General features: G+C 43.6%; 9 protein-coding genes and 2 pseudogenes. 5 read left to right on the top strand and 6 right to left on the bottom strand.

Annotated features, from left to right (window positions below; genetic code table 11):
• Nucleotides 1-18: 18 nt before the first annotated feature.
• From GX419_07410 to GX419_07395, 4 genes are all read right to left on the bottom strand, one after another.
• A complete protein-coding gene (locus GX419_07410) occupies nucleotides 19-561 on the bottom strand; it encodes a glutathione peroxidase (protein ID NLI24512.1) in 543 nt (180 codons plus the stop codon).
• Nucleotides 562-663: 102 nt separating this feature from the next.
• Nucleotides 664-1,059: a DUF2784 domain-containing protein gene (locus tag GX419_07405; protein NLI24511.1), complete on the bottom strand. Its 396-nt coding sequence runs from the start codon at nucleotides 1,057-1,059 to the stop codon at nucleotides 664-666.
• 6 nt (nucleotides 1,060-1,065) lie between these two features.
• Nucleotides 1,066-1,983, bottom strand: a complete 918-nt coding sequence (locus tag GX419_07400; GenBank protein ID NLI24510.1) for a sugar phosphate isomerase/epimerase — start codon at nucleotides 1,981-1,983, stop codon at nucleotides 1,066-1,068.
• 91 nt (nucleotides 1,984-2,074) lie between these two features.
• On the bottom strand, nucleotides 2,075-3,172 hold the full coding sequence (locus GX419_07395) for an alanine racemase (protein ID NLI24509.1): 1,098 nt from the start codon (nucleotides 3,170-3,172) through the stop codon (nucleotides 2,075-2,077).
• Between the two features lie 55 nt (nucleotides 3,173-3,227).
• Between GX419_07395 and GX419_07390 the strand changes: the two genes are divergently transcribed.
• Nucleotides 3,228-4,373: a glycerate kinase gene (locus GX419_07390; GenBank protein NLI24508.1), complete on the top strand. Its 1,146-nt coding sequence runs from the start codon at nucleotides 3,228-3,230 to the stop codon at nucleotides 4,371-4,373.
• On the opposite strand, the gene GX419_07385 is transcribed toward GX419_07390, so the two are convergent.
• A complete protein-coding gene (locus tag GX419_07385; GenBank protein NLI24507.1) occupies nucleotides 4,357-6,030 on the bottom strand; it encodes a formate--tetrahydrofolate ligase in 1,674 nt (557 codons plus the stop codon). The two genes, GX419_07390 and GX419_07385, sit on opposite strands and share 17 nt — an antisense overlap.
• A gap of 818 nt (nucleotides 6,031-6,848) precedes the next feature.
• Between GX419_07385 and GX419_07380 the strand changes: the two are divergent.
• From GX419_07380 to GX419_07365, 4 genes and pseudogenes are all read left to right on the top strand, one after another.
• Nucleotides 6,849-7,055 (top strand): annotated as a pseudogene (locus GX419_07380) (hypothetical protein).
• A gap of 177 nt (nucleotides 7,056-7,232) precedes the next feature.
• Nucleotides 7,233-9,638, top strand: a pseudogene (locus GX419_07375) (cation transporter).
• 1,673 nt (nucleotides 9,639-11,311) lie between these two features.
• On the top strand, nucleotides 11,312-12,817 hold the full coding sequence (locus tag GX419_07370) for a TolC family protein (GenBank protein ID NLI24506.1): 1,506 nt from the start codon (nucleotides 11,312-11,314) through the stop codon (nucleotides 12,815-12,817).
• Nucleotides 12,818-12,831: 14 nt separating this feature from the next.
• On the top strand, nucleotides 12,832-14,121 hold the full coding sequence (locus GX419_07365) for an efflux RND transporter periplasmic adaptor subunit (protein NLI24505.1): 1,290 nt from the start codon (nucleotides 12,832-12,834) through the stop codon (nucleotides 14,119-14,121).
• Nucleotides 14,122-14,259: 138 nt separating this feature from the next.
• On the opposite strand, the gene GX419_07360 is transcribed toward GX419_07365, so the two are convergent.
• Nucleotides 14,260-15,759: a TolB family protein gene (locus tag GX419_07360; GenBank protein ID NLI24504.1), complete on the bottom strand. Its 1,500-nt coding sequence runs from the start codon at nucleotides 15,757-15,759 to the stop codon at nucleotides 14,260-14,262.
• Between the last annotated feature and the right edge of the window lie 493 nt (nucleotides 15,760-16,252).

Below are 16,252 nucleotides of genomic sequence, written 5' to 3'. Positions count from 1 at the left end.
TGATCAGTGCCTAAACAGTTAGTTTTTCCCGGTAATCCAGGACACAATCTCATCTGATAACGGGCTTTGCCTGGGAGGTATTACCTTTACCAGTTTTCCGTTTTCATCGATAAGGTATTTCTGGAAGTTCCACTGAACACTGGAATTCTGAACACCATTCAGTTCCTTAGATGTGAGCCATTTATAGAGCGGATGCATGTCATCACCTTTCACACTAATTTTCGACATCATCGGGAAACTTACTCCGTAATTTCGTTTGCAGAATTCCTTGATTTCTTCGTTGGTTCCTGGTTCCTGCGACATAAAATTGTTGGCAGGAAAGCCAATGATGACAAATTTATCAGGCCCATACTGTTTATAGAGTTTTTCCAGTTCAGCATACTGGGGTGTAAAACCGCACTTCGAGGCCGTATTAACCACCATGACTTTTTTCCCTTTCAGGGAAGAAAGAGGGAATTGTTCTCCGTCTATGGTAGTTACAGTGAAATCATAAAATGATTTCTGCGCAAAAACTCCGTGTGATAAGGCGAGTAAAATCATAACGACAAAAACATTTTTCATAAACGTTGCTATTTAAATTTTGGATTTTTTTCCAAAGATTAAACAAAACAATCCAAAAAAAGTTCAAGGGGATTATCTTCCAGTTTTTAATATGGTTTACAATTAATTACCGGAAGCGGGGTATTTTTTTCTGTTCCGCCAATCTCTGATATTGAGCCACAACGAAATTAACAGAGCAAGGAAGAAAACAGAAGCAGTTACAAAATCAATGATTTCGGCAGGAATTTGCCAATGGAAGAACCGCATAGTCAGGTACTGGAGGTAGCTATCCGGAAGGTTTGTCTGACCCATATTTTTCAAAACCCGGAAATGCCAGTCGGTCAAGGGACAATATCCCATACCATAGAACAAGCCCAGAATAAACCATGAAAATCCGGTTAACAGGAGGGTCAGAAGGTTGATTCTCCGCAATGGTTTCCATATCCAGCCCAACGCATTGAAAAGTGTCAGGCTGGTATGAAACACCAGGAAAAAGAAATCAAGAAACGGATTCAGCAATTTATATCAGGCTTGATCCCATTGTTCTTTAAGCAAACGGACAGCCGCAGGGATGGTGATTTTCTTGTCTCCCTTTGATCCGCATTCAAAGCTTACGAAATTCTTGTATTTTATGTACTTAAGTCCTTTAAAGCCTTCAACATAATTGTCGTTGGGGTCTTCTCCCGGAAAATTTCTTGTTTGGCGGCTGGCAATATGAACATGGGTAAGATAGTTGCCGGCCGAGAGGAAGGCGCCCATATCGCTGGTTTCTTCCCATGTCATATGCCAGAAATCGCCCATGCATCCTACACCGGGGCTGTCAACATCGCGGCAAATGGCGGCGGCATCGGCTACCAGCCTGAGAAACCATGCTTCTTTTCTGTTCAGAGGTTCAAGGATGATTCGGGTATGGTTGGCAGCGGCATGTTCGCCCAGTTCCTTCAGCTGATTTACCAGCAGTTCACGGCTTTCGACAAAGGGAAGAGAAGGCTGATTGTTGAAAGCAGGAACCACAATTACACCATAGGCGCCCAGTTCGCCGGCGGCAGTAAGAATTTCCCGGATACTTTTCATTGCTTTTTCGCGGGGTTCCGGTTTGTCGGCAATCAGATATCCTTCAAAACCTGCGCAAATTACGCTGATTTTAATATTTCTTCCGGACAGAGCCTGTTTCAGTTCATCTACCCGTTTTGTGATTCCGCCTCCCCAGGGTTCAAGGCCTGTAAAACCATTGGCTTCAAGAAAATCGAGCTTTTCGGTGAGGGTTTCTCCGGGTGCCACCCCTTCCTGGCAGGAAAGGTTAAGGACAAGCTGTTCGGAATTATTCGCCGGTTTTTTCCTGCTTTCCGAGTTACAGGATGCCAGAACAGCTCCAGTTGCCGAAATAACAGCCAGGCTTCCTGCTCCTGCTGTTTTGAGAAATGAACGACGTGAATTATCCATATGCATGCAATTTTCCAGTGCAATATAGGAAATCATCGGCAAAAGCGAAAAAAGTTCGCGCAACTTTCTTTAATTATATCGCCATTTCAGATCAGCTGTTCATGGTCTGAATGATTTCGCCTGACAGGGTTTGGTAGTCGCGCATAAGATGGGCCGTAAGGCAGGAGTGAACGGGTATAAAAAACAAAATATCTCCTACGGAAAAATGTGCGGCCTGGTGAGGAACCGTTTTCACCGTACCGTGTTCCTGTGACAGCTTGCTGATCCATATATCCGGGTCAGGTTCAGAGAATTTGCCGTTCCTGAAATATACCAGCATTCCGAAAATGGATCCCTTTCCCGGAAGCGTTATATATTCTTTCGAGAAATGGATAGCGCCACCGTAAATTATGATTTCGTTCCTTTCGGGGTACACAGCAACCACCGGACAGGCCATGGCAACAGCCACCTCCTCGGGCCGGCAGGCGCCCAGTTGCAGTTGCATGAGGTCATAGAAAACAAAATTTCCCGGCCTGATTTCATCAATACCGGTAAAATTGTCCATTACAGAGCAACCGGGTGTGTCGCCCACCGAAACAATCGCATGCGGATAGGCTGAATGAAAATATTCCTTCAGCTTCGCAAGCTGTGCAAATGTTTCTGTCGAAATGCTCCGGATCTGATCAGGTCCGGCCGCCAGATAAGTTTGCCCTGTGTGGGTCAGAAAACCTTCAAAATGAAGATGTTTGTTTTTGCCCAATCGAACAAGAATTTTTTCCAGGGAAGCCATGTCATTGATATCGATTCCGCTGCGTTTATATCCTGTATCAATTTCAATGAATATACCGATATCTGTTTTTATATCCCGCGCAAGTATATCAGCCGTTTCTGAGGAAGAAACCAGCAGGTTGAGATGTACTGTGGAAGCAAGATTCTGCATCTGGTCCAGTTCACAAACGTTTACCGGGAAGGCTATGGTTATATCATCCCAGCCGGATTCGGCAAAATAGCATGCCATCTGAAAGGATGAGACGGTAATCTTTTTTACGCCGTAATCACGAAACCAGCCACCTATTTCAGCACTCTGGTGGGTTTTGAAATGCGGGCGGAAACCAATTGCATTGTGTTTTGCCTTCCGGGCCATGCGTTCGATGTTTTCCCGCACACGTTCTTCATCAAGGATCAGTGTAGGGCGGATTATTGACAGCATAATCGGAGAGTATTGAAGAAAACACTAAATTTAAGACAAAATTATGTTTCCGGGTATGCGGATTTTGATTGCACCCGATAAATTTAAAGGTTCACTCGATGCGGGAGAGGTAGCGGAAACCATACTGGATGGACTCACCGCCGGAGGGTTTCGTGGCAATGCTATTCTTTTTCCTATGGCCGACGGAGGAGAAGGAACGGTGGATATTCTGGTTCGGCACAGCCAGGGAATTTATCGCTCAGCAGTTGTCAACGATCCGCTTTTTCGCAAAATTACAGCAAGGTATGGAACTGATAAGGAAGGTAAAAGGGCATATATCGAAATGTCGGCAGCATCAGGGCTCACATTGCTGAAAGAAAAAGAACGGAACTGCCTGTATACCACAACATACGGAACCGGAGAACTCATGCTGGATGCTTTCAGAAACGGGTGTGAGGAAATTATTGTCTGCCTGGGAGGCAGTGCCACTAATGACGGAGGAACAGGGATGGCTGCTGCTTTAGGGTATCGATTTTATGACAAATCAGGAAACCTGGTGATTCCAACCGGGAAAAATCTTGTCAGGATTCATGATTATGATGATGTTGCCATTCATGATCTTGTATTTGAAAACAGGGTCAGGGTTCTTTGTGATGTTGCAGCCCCGCTTTACGGAAAAGAAGGTGCGGCTTTTGTATATGGGCCGCAGAAAGGTGCAGCACCGCCTGACGTCAGACTTCTGGACCATGGACTAAAGAAGCTGGCGAAGCTGGTTGAACAAAAAACAGGGAAAGATTATTCGATGATCCCCGGAGCAGGAGCTGCAGGTGGTCTGGGATTCGGTCTGATGGCCTTTTGCCGTGGCTTGCTGCTTCCCGGATTTGATATGGTGGCACGGCTGACTGGTTTCGGAGAAGAACTGAAAAAATGTGATCTGGTAATAACCGGGGAAGGCAGGTATGATGAACAGACCCTGCAGGGAAAAACCGTGGAAGGAATCCGGCAAATGGCCATAAGAGAAGGGAAGCCCATGCTGGTCATAGCCGGAACTGCAAGTTCCGCCCTGAAAAGCAAACCTCCGCGGGGAATCCTGCAGGTAATAACGCTTTATGACCATTCCCCAGGTACAGAGGAAATCCTTCGTGATTCAAAGGATCTTCTGAGGCAGGCATCACAAAAATTAGCCGGGTTTCTCAACGAAAATATTAAAACAACCCGGTGATCTGGCCATTTTCATCAATATCAATGTGTTCAGCGGCGGGTTCATCAGGTAATCCGGGCATACGCATAATTTCACCTGTTATAGGAATCAGGAATCCGGCTCCGGCGGCTATTTCAATTTCGCGCACCGTTACCACAAAATCTTTTGGTCTTCCAAGCAGTTCAGGGTTATCGGACAGGGATTTCTGGGTTTTTGCAATGCAAACGGGAAGATTCTGCAGTCCAAGATCCAGTATTTTGCGGAGGTGATTTTTTGCTTTGGGGGTATAGTCAACTGCTTCGGCCCCGTAAATTTTTTTGGCAATTGTTTCAATTTTTTTCTCCACGCTCCAGTTCCAGTCGTACAGCGGGGTAAATTCCCCCGGGCACTTTTCGGCAGTAAGGATTACGCGTCTGGCCAGGGCAAGAGCTCCTTCCCCACCCCTGGCAAACACATCGGCCACTTCGGCCTGAACGCCTTTTGAAGTGCAATAATCAGCAACAAAACGAATTTCCTCCTCCGTATCGGACTCGAAACGGTTAATGGCCACGACAGGGCAGATGTTGAACAACTTAATGTTTTCGATATGTTTACCCAGGTTTTCAATGCCTTTGGCCAGTGCTTCCATATCGGGTTCCCGCAGGTTTTTGAGGTCGGCACCTCCATGGTATTTGAGTGCTCTAACCGTAGCAACCAGAACGACGGCTGCAGGAAAGAGTCCTGCATACCGGCATTTGATGTCAAAGAATTTTTCGGCACCCAGGTCGAATCCGAATCCTGCTTCGGTTACCACATAATCAGACCAGGATAATCCCATTTTGGTTGCAATAACGGAATTTGTTCCCTGGGCAATATTGGCAAAGGGACCTCCGTGTATAATTGCCGGCGTTCCTTCGATGGTTTGCACCAGGTTGGGTTTGATGGCATCCTTCAGCAAGGCCGCCATGGCGCCGTTTGCCTTCAGATCCCTGGCATAAATAGGTTTCTTGTCGAACGTGAAGCCAATAAAAATATTTCCCAGGCGTGTTTTCAGATCACTGATATTTTCAGCAAGGCATAAAATCGCCATGACTTCTGATGCAGCCGTAATATCAAAACCGGTTTCCCGTGGAATGCCGGAGGATGTTCCGCCAAGACCCACGATGATGTTGCGCAGTGAACGGTCGTTCATATCCATCACCCTGCGCCAGGTAACGGTGCGCGGATCAATATTCAGGCTTCTTTTTTTGCTCTGAATGTTGTTGTCAATAAGAGCAGCCAGCAGGTTGTGGGCTTTTTCCACCGCGGCAAAATCACCGTTGAAATGCAGGTTAATATCTTCCATGGGAAGAACCTGGGAATAGCCGCCGCCGGTAGCTCCTCCTTTCATTCCGAATACCGGACCAAGGGAAGGTTCCCTGAGAACTACCGTAGTTTTCTTTCCCAGTCTGTTCAGTCCCTGGGCCAGGCCAATGGAAACGGTAGTTTTTCCTTCGCCGGCAGGGGTAGGCGAAATTGCTGAAACAAGGATCAGTTGGTTTTGAGCAATCTTCTCCGGCCGTATAAAATGCAGTGGAATTTTTGCCTTGTAACGGCCGTACAGTTCAATTTCGCCCGGAGGAAGCCCAAGTTGCTGGGCAATGTTTTCAATAGGCTTTAATGAGATGCTCTGAGCAATTTCAATGTTAGTCTTCGCCATATTATTTTGATTTTAAACACAATAAGCATCAAAAATCATTTAGTCTCAACCGTTTACCTATTTCAAAACAACCAGCGCCATGTTTCCTGCATGTAAATCTAATATCTTTTCCAGTATTAGTCGTTTAATCAAACAATCTTTCTAAATTTGTGTTTATATATTGCATGAAAAAGGTTGGACCAATATTGACTCTGTTACTTCTCCTTGGAGCAGGAATGCATTTGAGCATTGCGACACACATTTGTTCAAACCAGATTGCTGCAGTCAAGGTTTCATTCACAGGAGAAAGAGTTACATGCGGGATGCCTCAAAAAAGCCTGGAGCATTCCTCCACACCATCCCTGGTCAATGACTGTTGTAAGGACTTCCTTTCAGCATTTTCCCTATCTGATAAATATACTTTTTCTCAGTTTCATCTGCAAAAAGCATCACAGGTTATAGCAACCATTTTGTTCCCTTCTAACGGGTTGATTTTTCGTTGCACATCTCCAATTAGACAAAGTCTTTCTGAATCCCCGCCTGGAAATATTCTGAATATTGGATTAAGACTCGCATTTTTTTGCATTCTCCGGAGATGAGATTCATTCATATCTCTTTTGAAGTCTGTACTTTTGTAATAATCAAATAAAGGTAGCTAAAATCTCGATTGATTTACTTCCGAGTATTCAATTAAAACAGAGTAAATCCAAATTACATTCCATATTACAGACTATATCAAGATTGCTTAAAATGATTACCGACCAGGACTTTTGATTGAAAGATTGTCAAAAAAATAATTTGATTTTCTATTTCACATTAACCCTTTAATTTTTAAGATTATGAAAAAGCAAATAATCCTTTTGGCGTTGACAGCAATTGTCATATTTATTGCATCATGCAGTTCGCAACCGCAAACCGGAAGTAATAAAGCCGGAACAGTAACTGCTGAAACTGAAGTGTATTATACATGTCCTATGCATCCCGAAGTAAAAAGCGATAAACCTGGTAAATGCCCAAAATGCGGAATGGAACTGATAAAAAAAGAAAAAGATTTATCATCAGATACCAGCAACACAGTTCTTAATGCCGATACCTTACAAATGAAATAAGGAAAGCAACTATTTTAAAAACAATTCCAGTTAACCATAATCTACCAGGATATCCGGTAGGTTCTGGTTTTCTGGATTATTGATTTTCAAGGAATTGTAACAAAAAGTTGAAAAATGATAAACCGGATTATCAAATATTTTCTTGAAAACCGGCTGGTAACGTTTATCCTTCTTATTACATTTATCGTTTGGGGTATTATTACAGCACCGTTTAACTGGAATACCGGCTTTTTACCCCGCGATCCGGTTCCGGTGGACGCTATTCCAGACATTGGGGATAATCAGCAGATTGTTGCTACCGAATGGATGGGACGTTCGCCGCGTGATATCGAAGACCAGATAACCTATCCGCTTACCACGGCACTGCTCGGGATTCCGGGGGTAAAGACCATCCGCAGCACATCCATGTTTGGGATGTCTTTTATCTATATCATTTTTAAAGACAAGGTCGACTTTTACTGGAGCCGTTCCCGCATCCTGGAAAAATTAAATTCGCTTCCGGCCGGAACATTGCCTCCTGGCGTTCAGCCCAATCTTGGTCCCGATGCCACCGCACTCGGGCAAATATTCTGGTACACCATTGAAGGACGAGATCCAAAAACCGGAAAACCAACCGGTGGCTGGGACCCACATGAATTACGAAGTATTCAGGATTATTACGTGAAGTATGCACTGGCATCTGCTGAAGGCGTATCTGAAGTAGCTTCCATTGGTGGATATGTAAAGGAATACCAGGTAGACATCGACCCGGATGCCATGAAATCCTATGGAGTAACCGTTATGGATATCATGAACGCTGTAAAAAACAGCAATCTTGATATTGGAGCTGAGACTATAGAATTAAATAAAGTCGAATATGTAATTCGGGGATTGGGGTATCTTAAAAATCTTGATGATCTGAGAAATTCCGTTATTATGGTCAGAAATAATACTCCCGTCAGAATTGGTGATGTAGCGAAGGTAAGTTTCGGACCGGCCACACGTCGAGGAGGGCTGGATAAGGGCGGAGCAGAGGCAGTTGGTGCTGTGGTTGTGGCGCGCTATGGCTCAAATCCCATGGAAGTGATCAATAATATTAAGGAAAAAATTAAAGAAATCACACCTGGTTTGCCCAGTAAAACATTAGCCGATGGAACCGTTTCCAAAGTGACCATTGTTCCTTTTTACGACCGTACCGGTCTTATTCAGGAGACGATCGGAACACTCGAATCAGCGCTTACCCACGAAGTACTTATCAGCATTATTGTAATTATCGTTCTGGTATTTAATCTGAGGGCATCCATACTTATTTCCGGTTTATTACCTGTGGCTGTATTGATGACTTTTATTGTCATGCGGCTGTTTGGGGTTGATGCCAACATTGTAGCCTTGTCAGGTATTGCCATAGCCATTGGTGTGATGGCAGATATTGGTATTGTTCTTGTGGAAAATATGATCCGTCATCTTGAAATGCCTGAGAATCAGGGGGCGAAAGGAGAAAAACTCCGAAATGTCATTTTCCGCGCAACCACCGAAGTGTCGTCTGCCATTATTACGGCTTTGTCAACCACGGTCGTCAGCTTTTTACCAGTCTTTGCAATGGAAGCAGCTGAAGGAAAACTATTCAGACCGCTCGCTTTTACCAAAACGTTTGCACTTCTTGCTTCCTTCGTAATAGGGATTGTTGTACTCCCAATGCTTTCTCACATTATTTTTTCAATAAAATTTGATAAACGCCGTCTCAGCAATATCTGGAATATGTCCCTGATTTTTGGAGGCATTGCGTTTTTTGTTCTATGGGACACATGGGCTGCTCTGGCGCTGACTCTGATAGGCATCAATAACCTTTTGGTGCATAAATGGTCTGAAGACCGAAGGCAGATGCCTGATTATATCAATCTAGGGATTGCCCTTCTCGTGGCCCTTTATTACCTCACACATGGCTGGTTGCCATTGGGTGCCCATAATTCTTTTTTTATAAATTTCCTCTTTGTGGGAGGTATCGTAGCCTTTGTGCTTACCCTTCTTATAATGATTGTTCGTTTTTATGAGCCTTTACTGCGATGGTGTCTGGCAAACAAAGTGAAATTTCTTGCTGTCCCTGTTCTTACAGTTTTGCTGGGAATTGTTATCTGGCTAGGATTTAATAAAGTATTCGGATTTGCCGCATCAGGGTTTGAGAAAGCAGGGTTGGATATACGACAAACCGGATTCTGGAAGATAGCCACGAAGACTTTTCCCGGAGCGGGAAAAGAATTTATGCCTGCACTCGACGAAGGTTCCTTTCTATTAATGCCCACCAGTATGCCACACACAGGAATTCAGCAAAATATTGAATATATCAAAATCCTGGATAAAAGACTTGCTTCCATTCCAGAGGTTGAAGTAGCTGTAGGAAAGTGGGGAAGAGTAAATTCGGCACTCGATCCGGCCCCGGTTCAGATGTTCGAAAACACCATCAATTATAAAACTGAATATATTCTTGACGAAAATGGCCACAGACGAAGGTTTAAAACAGATAAGAATGGTTATTTTATTATTGATGTGAAAAAAGTCAGAAATGAAATAAATGGAAATAAAGTTGAAGAAAAAAGAATTTGGGTTGAGGTAAATGCTAAAGGGGATGAGATCGATGTCAATCGAATCAAAGGAATAAAATATGACAAGGAAAAAGGCGATTTGTATGTTTTAGTGGATAACCAATGGGCACGCTTACATGAATCTACCTCGAACAAACTAATTCAGTTTATTTCGAAAAATATAACCACTTTCCTTATCCCCGATGAAAATGGAGAGTATTTCCGGCAATGGCGACCACACATTAAAAAACCGGACGATATCTGGAACGAAATAGTTAAAGTGACCAATCTGCCGGGTCTTACTTCTGCACCCAGGCTACAACCTATCCAGACCCGTCTGGTTATGCTCTCAACGGGCATGAGGGCACCTATGGGATTGAAAGTCTTTGGACCGAACCTTGAAAGCATTGAAAAAGCAGGACTGGATCTCGAAAAAATACTAAAGGAAGTTCCTTCAGTAATTCCAGGGTCGGTATTTTATGACCGTGCCATAGGTGCTCCTTATATTGAGATAAAACTGAACCGCGAAGCCATTGCCCGTTATGGCATGACCATCAGCGAGGTACAGGAAATTTTGCAAAGTGCTATAGGAGGTATGGCGTTAACCACCACTGTAGAAGGCCGGGAACGCTTTCATGTTAGGGTAAGATATGCACGTGAGTTGCGCTCCACGCCGGAAGAACTGAAAAAAATACTGATACCCTCAATGACTGGTGCTCAGGTACCATTGGGCGAACTGGCCGAGCTGAATTACTCACGCGGTCCACAAATGATACGTAGCGAAAATACATTTCTCAATGGTTATGTTATTTTCGACAAACAACCTGGAACAGCCGAAGTGGATGTAGTAGAACAGGCAGAAACTTATATTAAAGCAAAACTTGAATCGGGCGAGTTACAATTGCCAGCTGGTGTATCATGCAAATTTACAGGAAATTTTGAACAGCAACTCAGGGCAACCAAACGGTTGGCTATAGTTATTCCTGTCAGCTTAATTCTTGTGTTTTTGTTGTTGTTTTTCCAGTTCAAAACATTTACCGCATCATCCATTCATTTCTCAGGGGTATTTGTGGCCTTTGCCGGGGGTTTTTTAATGCTATGGCTATACGGACAACCATGGTTTATGAATTTTTCCATTGCCGGAGTGAATATGCGCGACCTATTCCAGATGCATACCATCAACCTGAGCGTGGCGGTATGGGTGGGATTTATCGCCTTGTTCGGGATTGCTACCGATGATGGAGTAATTATGGGGACATATATACACCAGGTATTTGAAGAAAAGAAACCAGCTACGGTTTACGATGTACGTGAGGCTGTTGTAATTGCCGGAAAAAAACGTGTACGTCCGGCTATGATGACGGCTGCTGTTGCAATAATAGCCCTCCTGCCAGTATTGACCTCCACAGGTAAAGGAGCAGATATTATGGTACCCATGGCCATTCCCACATTTGGTGGAATGATTATTCAAATGATGACAATGTTTGTGGTCCCTGTACTACAATGTATCTGGAGGGAAAGGACAATTAAATCCCAATGATACTTACAAACTACATGCACGAATGAAAATTGATTATTTCGGATGAATAAGCAAGGATAATTATATAACATCAACAAAGCAAGGAAGGATCAAACATGAAAAGTATAAAAAATGATATTGAAAAAAGCAAGTTTCTCAGACTTCTCATTTTGAAAAATCATTTATTTCTATTTTTTTCAATCTCCTTCTGCATATTTTTATCATCTTCCACATACTCCCAGGATTCTTTATCGTATTATCTTGAACAAGCTGCATTAAATAATCCGGGTGTAAAGGCCAGATTCCTGGAATATTCAGCAGCCCTTGAGAAATTACCACAAGCATCATCATTACCGGATCCGGAAATACAATCAGGTTATTTCATTCCTCCCATGGAACTTTTGGGAGGTAACCAGATAGCCGAAATTCGATTAATGCAGATGTTCCCATGGTTTGGTACGTTGAAGGCAGCAAAAGATGAAGCATCAAAAATGGCTCTGGCAAAGTTCGAAAATTTCAGGAATGCAAAAAATGAACTTTATTTTAATGTCAGGGCTGCATATTATAAGGTTTATCGGACTCAAAAAGAAATTGAGGTAGCAGAAAAAAATCTAAAAATTCTCAAGACACTGGAGCAGCTTGCTCTCATAAAGTTTCGCAGTGGCGGTACAAGTATTGCTGGTGGATTGGGTAGCTCCGTATCAACAAGTTCTTCAAGTCTTTCGTCAAGCTCGTCGGGAATGAATGGGGATGCAATGTCAGGCCAGGGGCGTACAGGAACCGGTACAACGACTTCAACACAAGCCATAATTTCCACGGGGTCTTCAGATAATATGGGCGGTTCTTTGAGTAGTTCAATGGGAAATGGCAGTAAAGGAGATATGGTAAACCTACTGAGGATACGGATTGAAATACAATCCCTTGAAAACCGAATTGCGCTGCTGAAAGATCAACTTATTTCCGATAAAGTGGGCTTTAACCTATTTCTTAACCGATATCCATTGTCTGAAGTGTTTACAGGCGATTCATTGATAGAACCACCGGTGATTTCTGATATTCTCTCTCTGACCGATAGCATTGCCAACCATCCGATGGTAAAGATGTACAAAGCTGAAGCCCTGGCAAATGCAGCCAAACTTACCATGGCTACCCGCATGGGTTATCCCATGTTGGGATTAGGTCTTAATTACATGCTAATACGGCCTCGTTCAGATAATACCTCCATGATGAATGGAAAAGACATGATAATGCCCATGGTATCGGTCACTTTACCCATTTACCGGAAAAAGTACAAAGCCATGCAACAGGAAGCAGAATATATGCGTGAAGCTGCAACTGAATCAGCCGTGGAAATGATGAACAACCTTCAGTTCAATTTTCATCAAACCATGCAGGATTACAATGATGCCACACGAAGGGTAAAACTGTACAAAGATCAGGCCTTGCTTGCTGATAAAAGCGTACAACTACTCATTACTTCTTTTTCAGCCAGTGGGAGCGACTTTGAAGAAATACTCCGCATGCAACAGCAACTTCTCGACTTTGAATTTAAGCTTATCGAAGCAGTGGTGGACAAAAATACTTCCACCGCCCGTTTAATTTATTTAACAGGAATTGATTAAAAAACAATCTAATTATGAAAATCAAAACATATCTATCCAATAAATACTTAAGGAGTACATTATTTATCCTTTTAGGGTTGTTACTGGGCTGGTTCATTTTTCACAAGCCGCCTACAGATAAGAATGTTTCTGGTTGGAAGGTAAGTGAAACCCAAAACACAATCTGGACATGCGCAATGCATCCGCAGATCAGGATGAACCATCCTGGCAAATGTCCTATATGTGGAATGGATCTTATTCCTCTTAAGCAGGAAATTGCACCAGTTGATTCTGATGCAATAGTAATGACCGAAGAAGCCGCTAAACTTGCTGAAGTACAAACAAGTATAGTTACCAGTCAAAATCCGGTCAAAAGAGTACGCCTGTATGGGAAAATTGAGGCCGATGAGCGGCTTATTCAGACCCAACCTGCTCATGTGGCGGGACGAATTGAAAAACTTCTGGTTAATTTTACGGGCGAAAAAGTACAAAAAGGTCAGGTAATTGCTCAAATTTACTCACCAGGTTTACTTATTGCCCAGCAGGAACTTCTGGAAGCTGTGAAAATGAAAAATGAGCGACCTGATATCTATGAGGTCGCAAGGGATAAGCTGTTCCAGATGAAATTTACAGAGAGTCAGATTTTGTCAATAGAAAGAAGCGGCACAATTCGACCTGTATTTGAACTGGAAGCCACCGTTTCGGGAATAGTAATTGCAAAAATGGTGAATGTTGGCGATTATGTTTCGCTTGGAACACCTATGTACCAGATTGCCGATTTGTCAAAAGTATGGGTAGTATTTGATGCCTATGAAAGTGATCTGCCATGGATCAGGGTTGGTGATAGAATTTTGTTTACTGCAAGGTCTCAACCAGGGAAAGAGTATACTGGAATAGTATCTTTTATTGATCCTGTAATTGATCCCCAGAAACGTACTGCAAGAATCAGGGTCGAAATACAAAATGAAGCCAATAACCTCAAACCCGAAATGTTTGTGAGCGGAATTCTGATGGCCAGGCTATCCGGCGGGAAGAGCCTTGTCATCCCTCAATCTGCTGTACTCTGGACAGGAAAAAGATCAATAGTATATGTCAGGATACCTGATACAAAAGAACCGACATTTAAAATGAGAGAAATTGTCCTGGGGCCTTCAATGGAAGACAGTTATGTAGTGCTTGATGGACTGAGAGAGGGAGAAGAAGTAGTTACCAATGGGACTTTCATTGTTGATGCTGCCGCGCAGTTGGCAGGAAAGCCAAGTATGATGAATTCTGAAAAAAGGAAAAATACTGTACTTCATGATCATTCTGGGATGAAAATGTAAATAAAGAAAACTTTCTGGCGAGGAATATCCTATGATTCGGTTGTTCGATATCCCTTGCAGCAATTTAGTAGATCTAAGAGGTTTCCCGATTCAAATAGAAAAACCTATTATTAACTGCACCTTAATTTAACCACCCCTTTATCTGGCATTGAGTTGTGTATTGCTCACAAACGCAATAAACCGGCTGTCGGGGCTCCAGGAAGGGACATTCATGGTACCCTGGCCGCCATATAAATGGGTGAGTACTCTGGGTGCTCCACCTGTTGCCGGCATCATGCGGATCATCACGTCTTTGTAATACGGATGATCTCCGGAAGGAACCGTTACCGGAAAGGAAACCCAGACAATCCATTTCCCGTCAGGTGAAATATGAGGGAACCAGTCGTTCCACTCGTCGAATGTCATCTGTTCCTGTGCCGAGCCATCAGGTTTCATGCGGTACAACTGCATGGTTCCGGTACGGTTTGAATTGAACCAGATATACCTGCCGTCAGGCGTATATTCAGGGCCATCATCAAGGCCGCGGGCGGTGGTAAGCCTGGTTTCCTTTCCGCCGTTAACCGGAATACTGTAGACGTCAAATTCTCCGTTTCGTTCACCAACAAAGACAACCGATTTCCCGTCAGGTGCCCATCCATGCCAGTAAGAAGGCCCGTTTTCGGTAACAAGTTTCGGTTCACCTCCGCTGACAGGAAGCACGTAAACATGCGACCGGCCGTTTCGTTCGGGGGGCATATTACTGATGGCAAGCCATTTTCCGTCGAACGAAATTCCATGATCGTTATTATTAAAGCGGGCTGAGCCTGTATTGAGTTCAACCGGATTGCCGCCTTCCACCGGAATTTTTATCAGAAGTCCCTTTTGGTTAACTATCAGGTACTTACCGTCTTTTGTCCAGTTGGGAGCTTCAAAAGGAACCTCTGATTCATAAATTACTTTTCTGTGTCCGGTTTGTACATCCATGATTTCAAGCCGGGAACCAATAAAATCACGATAGGGAACAAACCCTTCGGGAGCGGGAATGGTGAGCCTCAGGTTACTGAAAACAGCTTTTTCGGTCCGGTCAGGGTCATGGGAACAAACAAAAATGCCGGCATAGAATTCTTTGCCCTTCTCTCCCAGTTCGATCTGTCCGATTTTCTGAAGCGGTTCCCCATCATGGGCAGCCGAAGCAACAATTGTTGTCCCTTCGCGGCGCAGCTGAAGGATGGTAAAATGCTGCTGGATGCTTTTAATTTCGAATGTTTCAGCTCCATAAGAAGGCCGGTATTGCAACGAAGTAAGGCCATCGCCATGAAGCACGGCATCGGCATACGGAGAAGAAGGATCAAGGCTTTCGCGGAACATGATACCGGCTTTCCTGTGGGCATTGCCGCCAATTTCAGGAAATTCCAACCTGGCATAAAGGATAAAATCTCCGGTTATTTTCACCCATGCAAAATGAAATTCATCGGAAGTACCCCAGATGTTTGCTCCGGCGGCAGAAAGTGTATACTGACCGAGAGAAGCATCATAGGTTGTTTTGCCCGGAGTTTTTACAGGCCCGATATCGGTGGATGCAGTAAAGATACCTGTCTGACCAACTAATTCAATGGTGCTTAGGACAAGCATTAGCAATAGTGATACGATCCCTTTCATAATCCAGTTTTTGCCAAAGATAATGAACCTATTCATTACGTTCCAAAAAAACTTAATTGGTTAAAATTGAATGAATCCTTTGCCCGCACTCTCAACCTGGCGAATAGCGTAGAGCGTAGAGCGTAAAGTTGAGCTTAGAGTGCAGGGGTGAGAGGTGAGTCATGAACACCACTTCTTTACGCTTTACGTTCTGTGCTTTACGCTCAGCATGAGAGTTCCAAGGTTCCAAGGTTCCATAGTTCCAGAGTTCCAGTGTTTCAAAGATTTCCGATTTCCGATTTCCGATTTCCAATTAACGTGTTCTGGCTTTCATAGCGTGATCTCGCAGAGGAAAGTGGAAATAGGAAATAGGAAATTTTCAGGGATTTTCGATTTCCCATTAATGAGGTTCCAGAGTCCCTTTGATATAGCGTAGAGCGTAAAGCGTAGAGCGTAAAGAAGGGTATTGGGTTTAGAGTGCAGAGCATTGTTGCTTTAGCGTAGAGCGTAAAGC

It is taken from the genome of Bacteroidales bacterium, from assembly GCA_012517825.1.
GTDB lineage: Bacteria > Bacteroidota > Bacteroidia > Bacteroidales > JAAYUG01 > JAAYUG01.
This window is presented reverse-complemented; position numbering and strand designations above follow the sequence as displayed.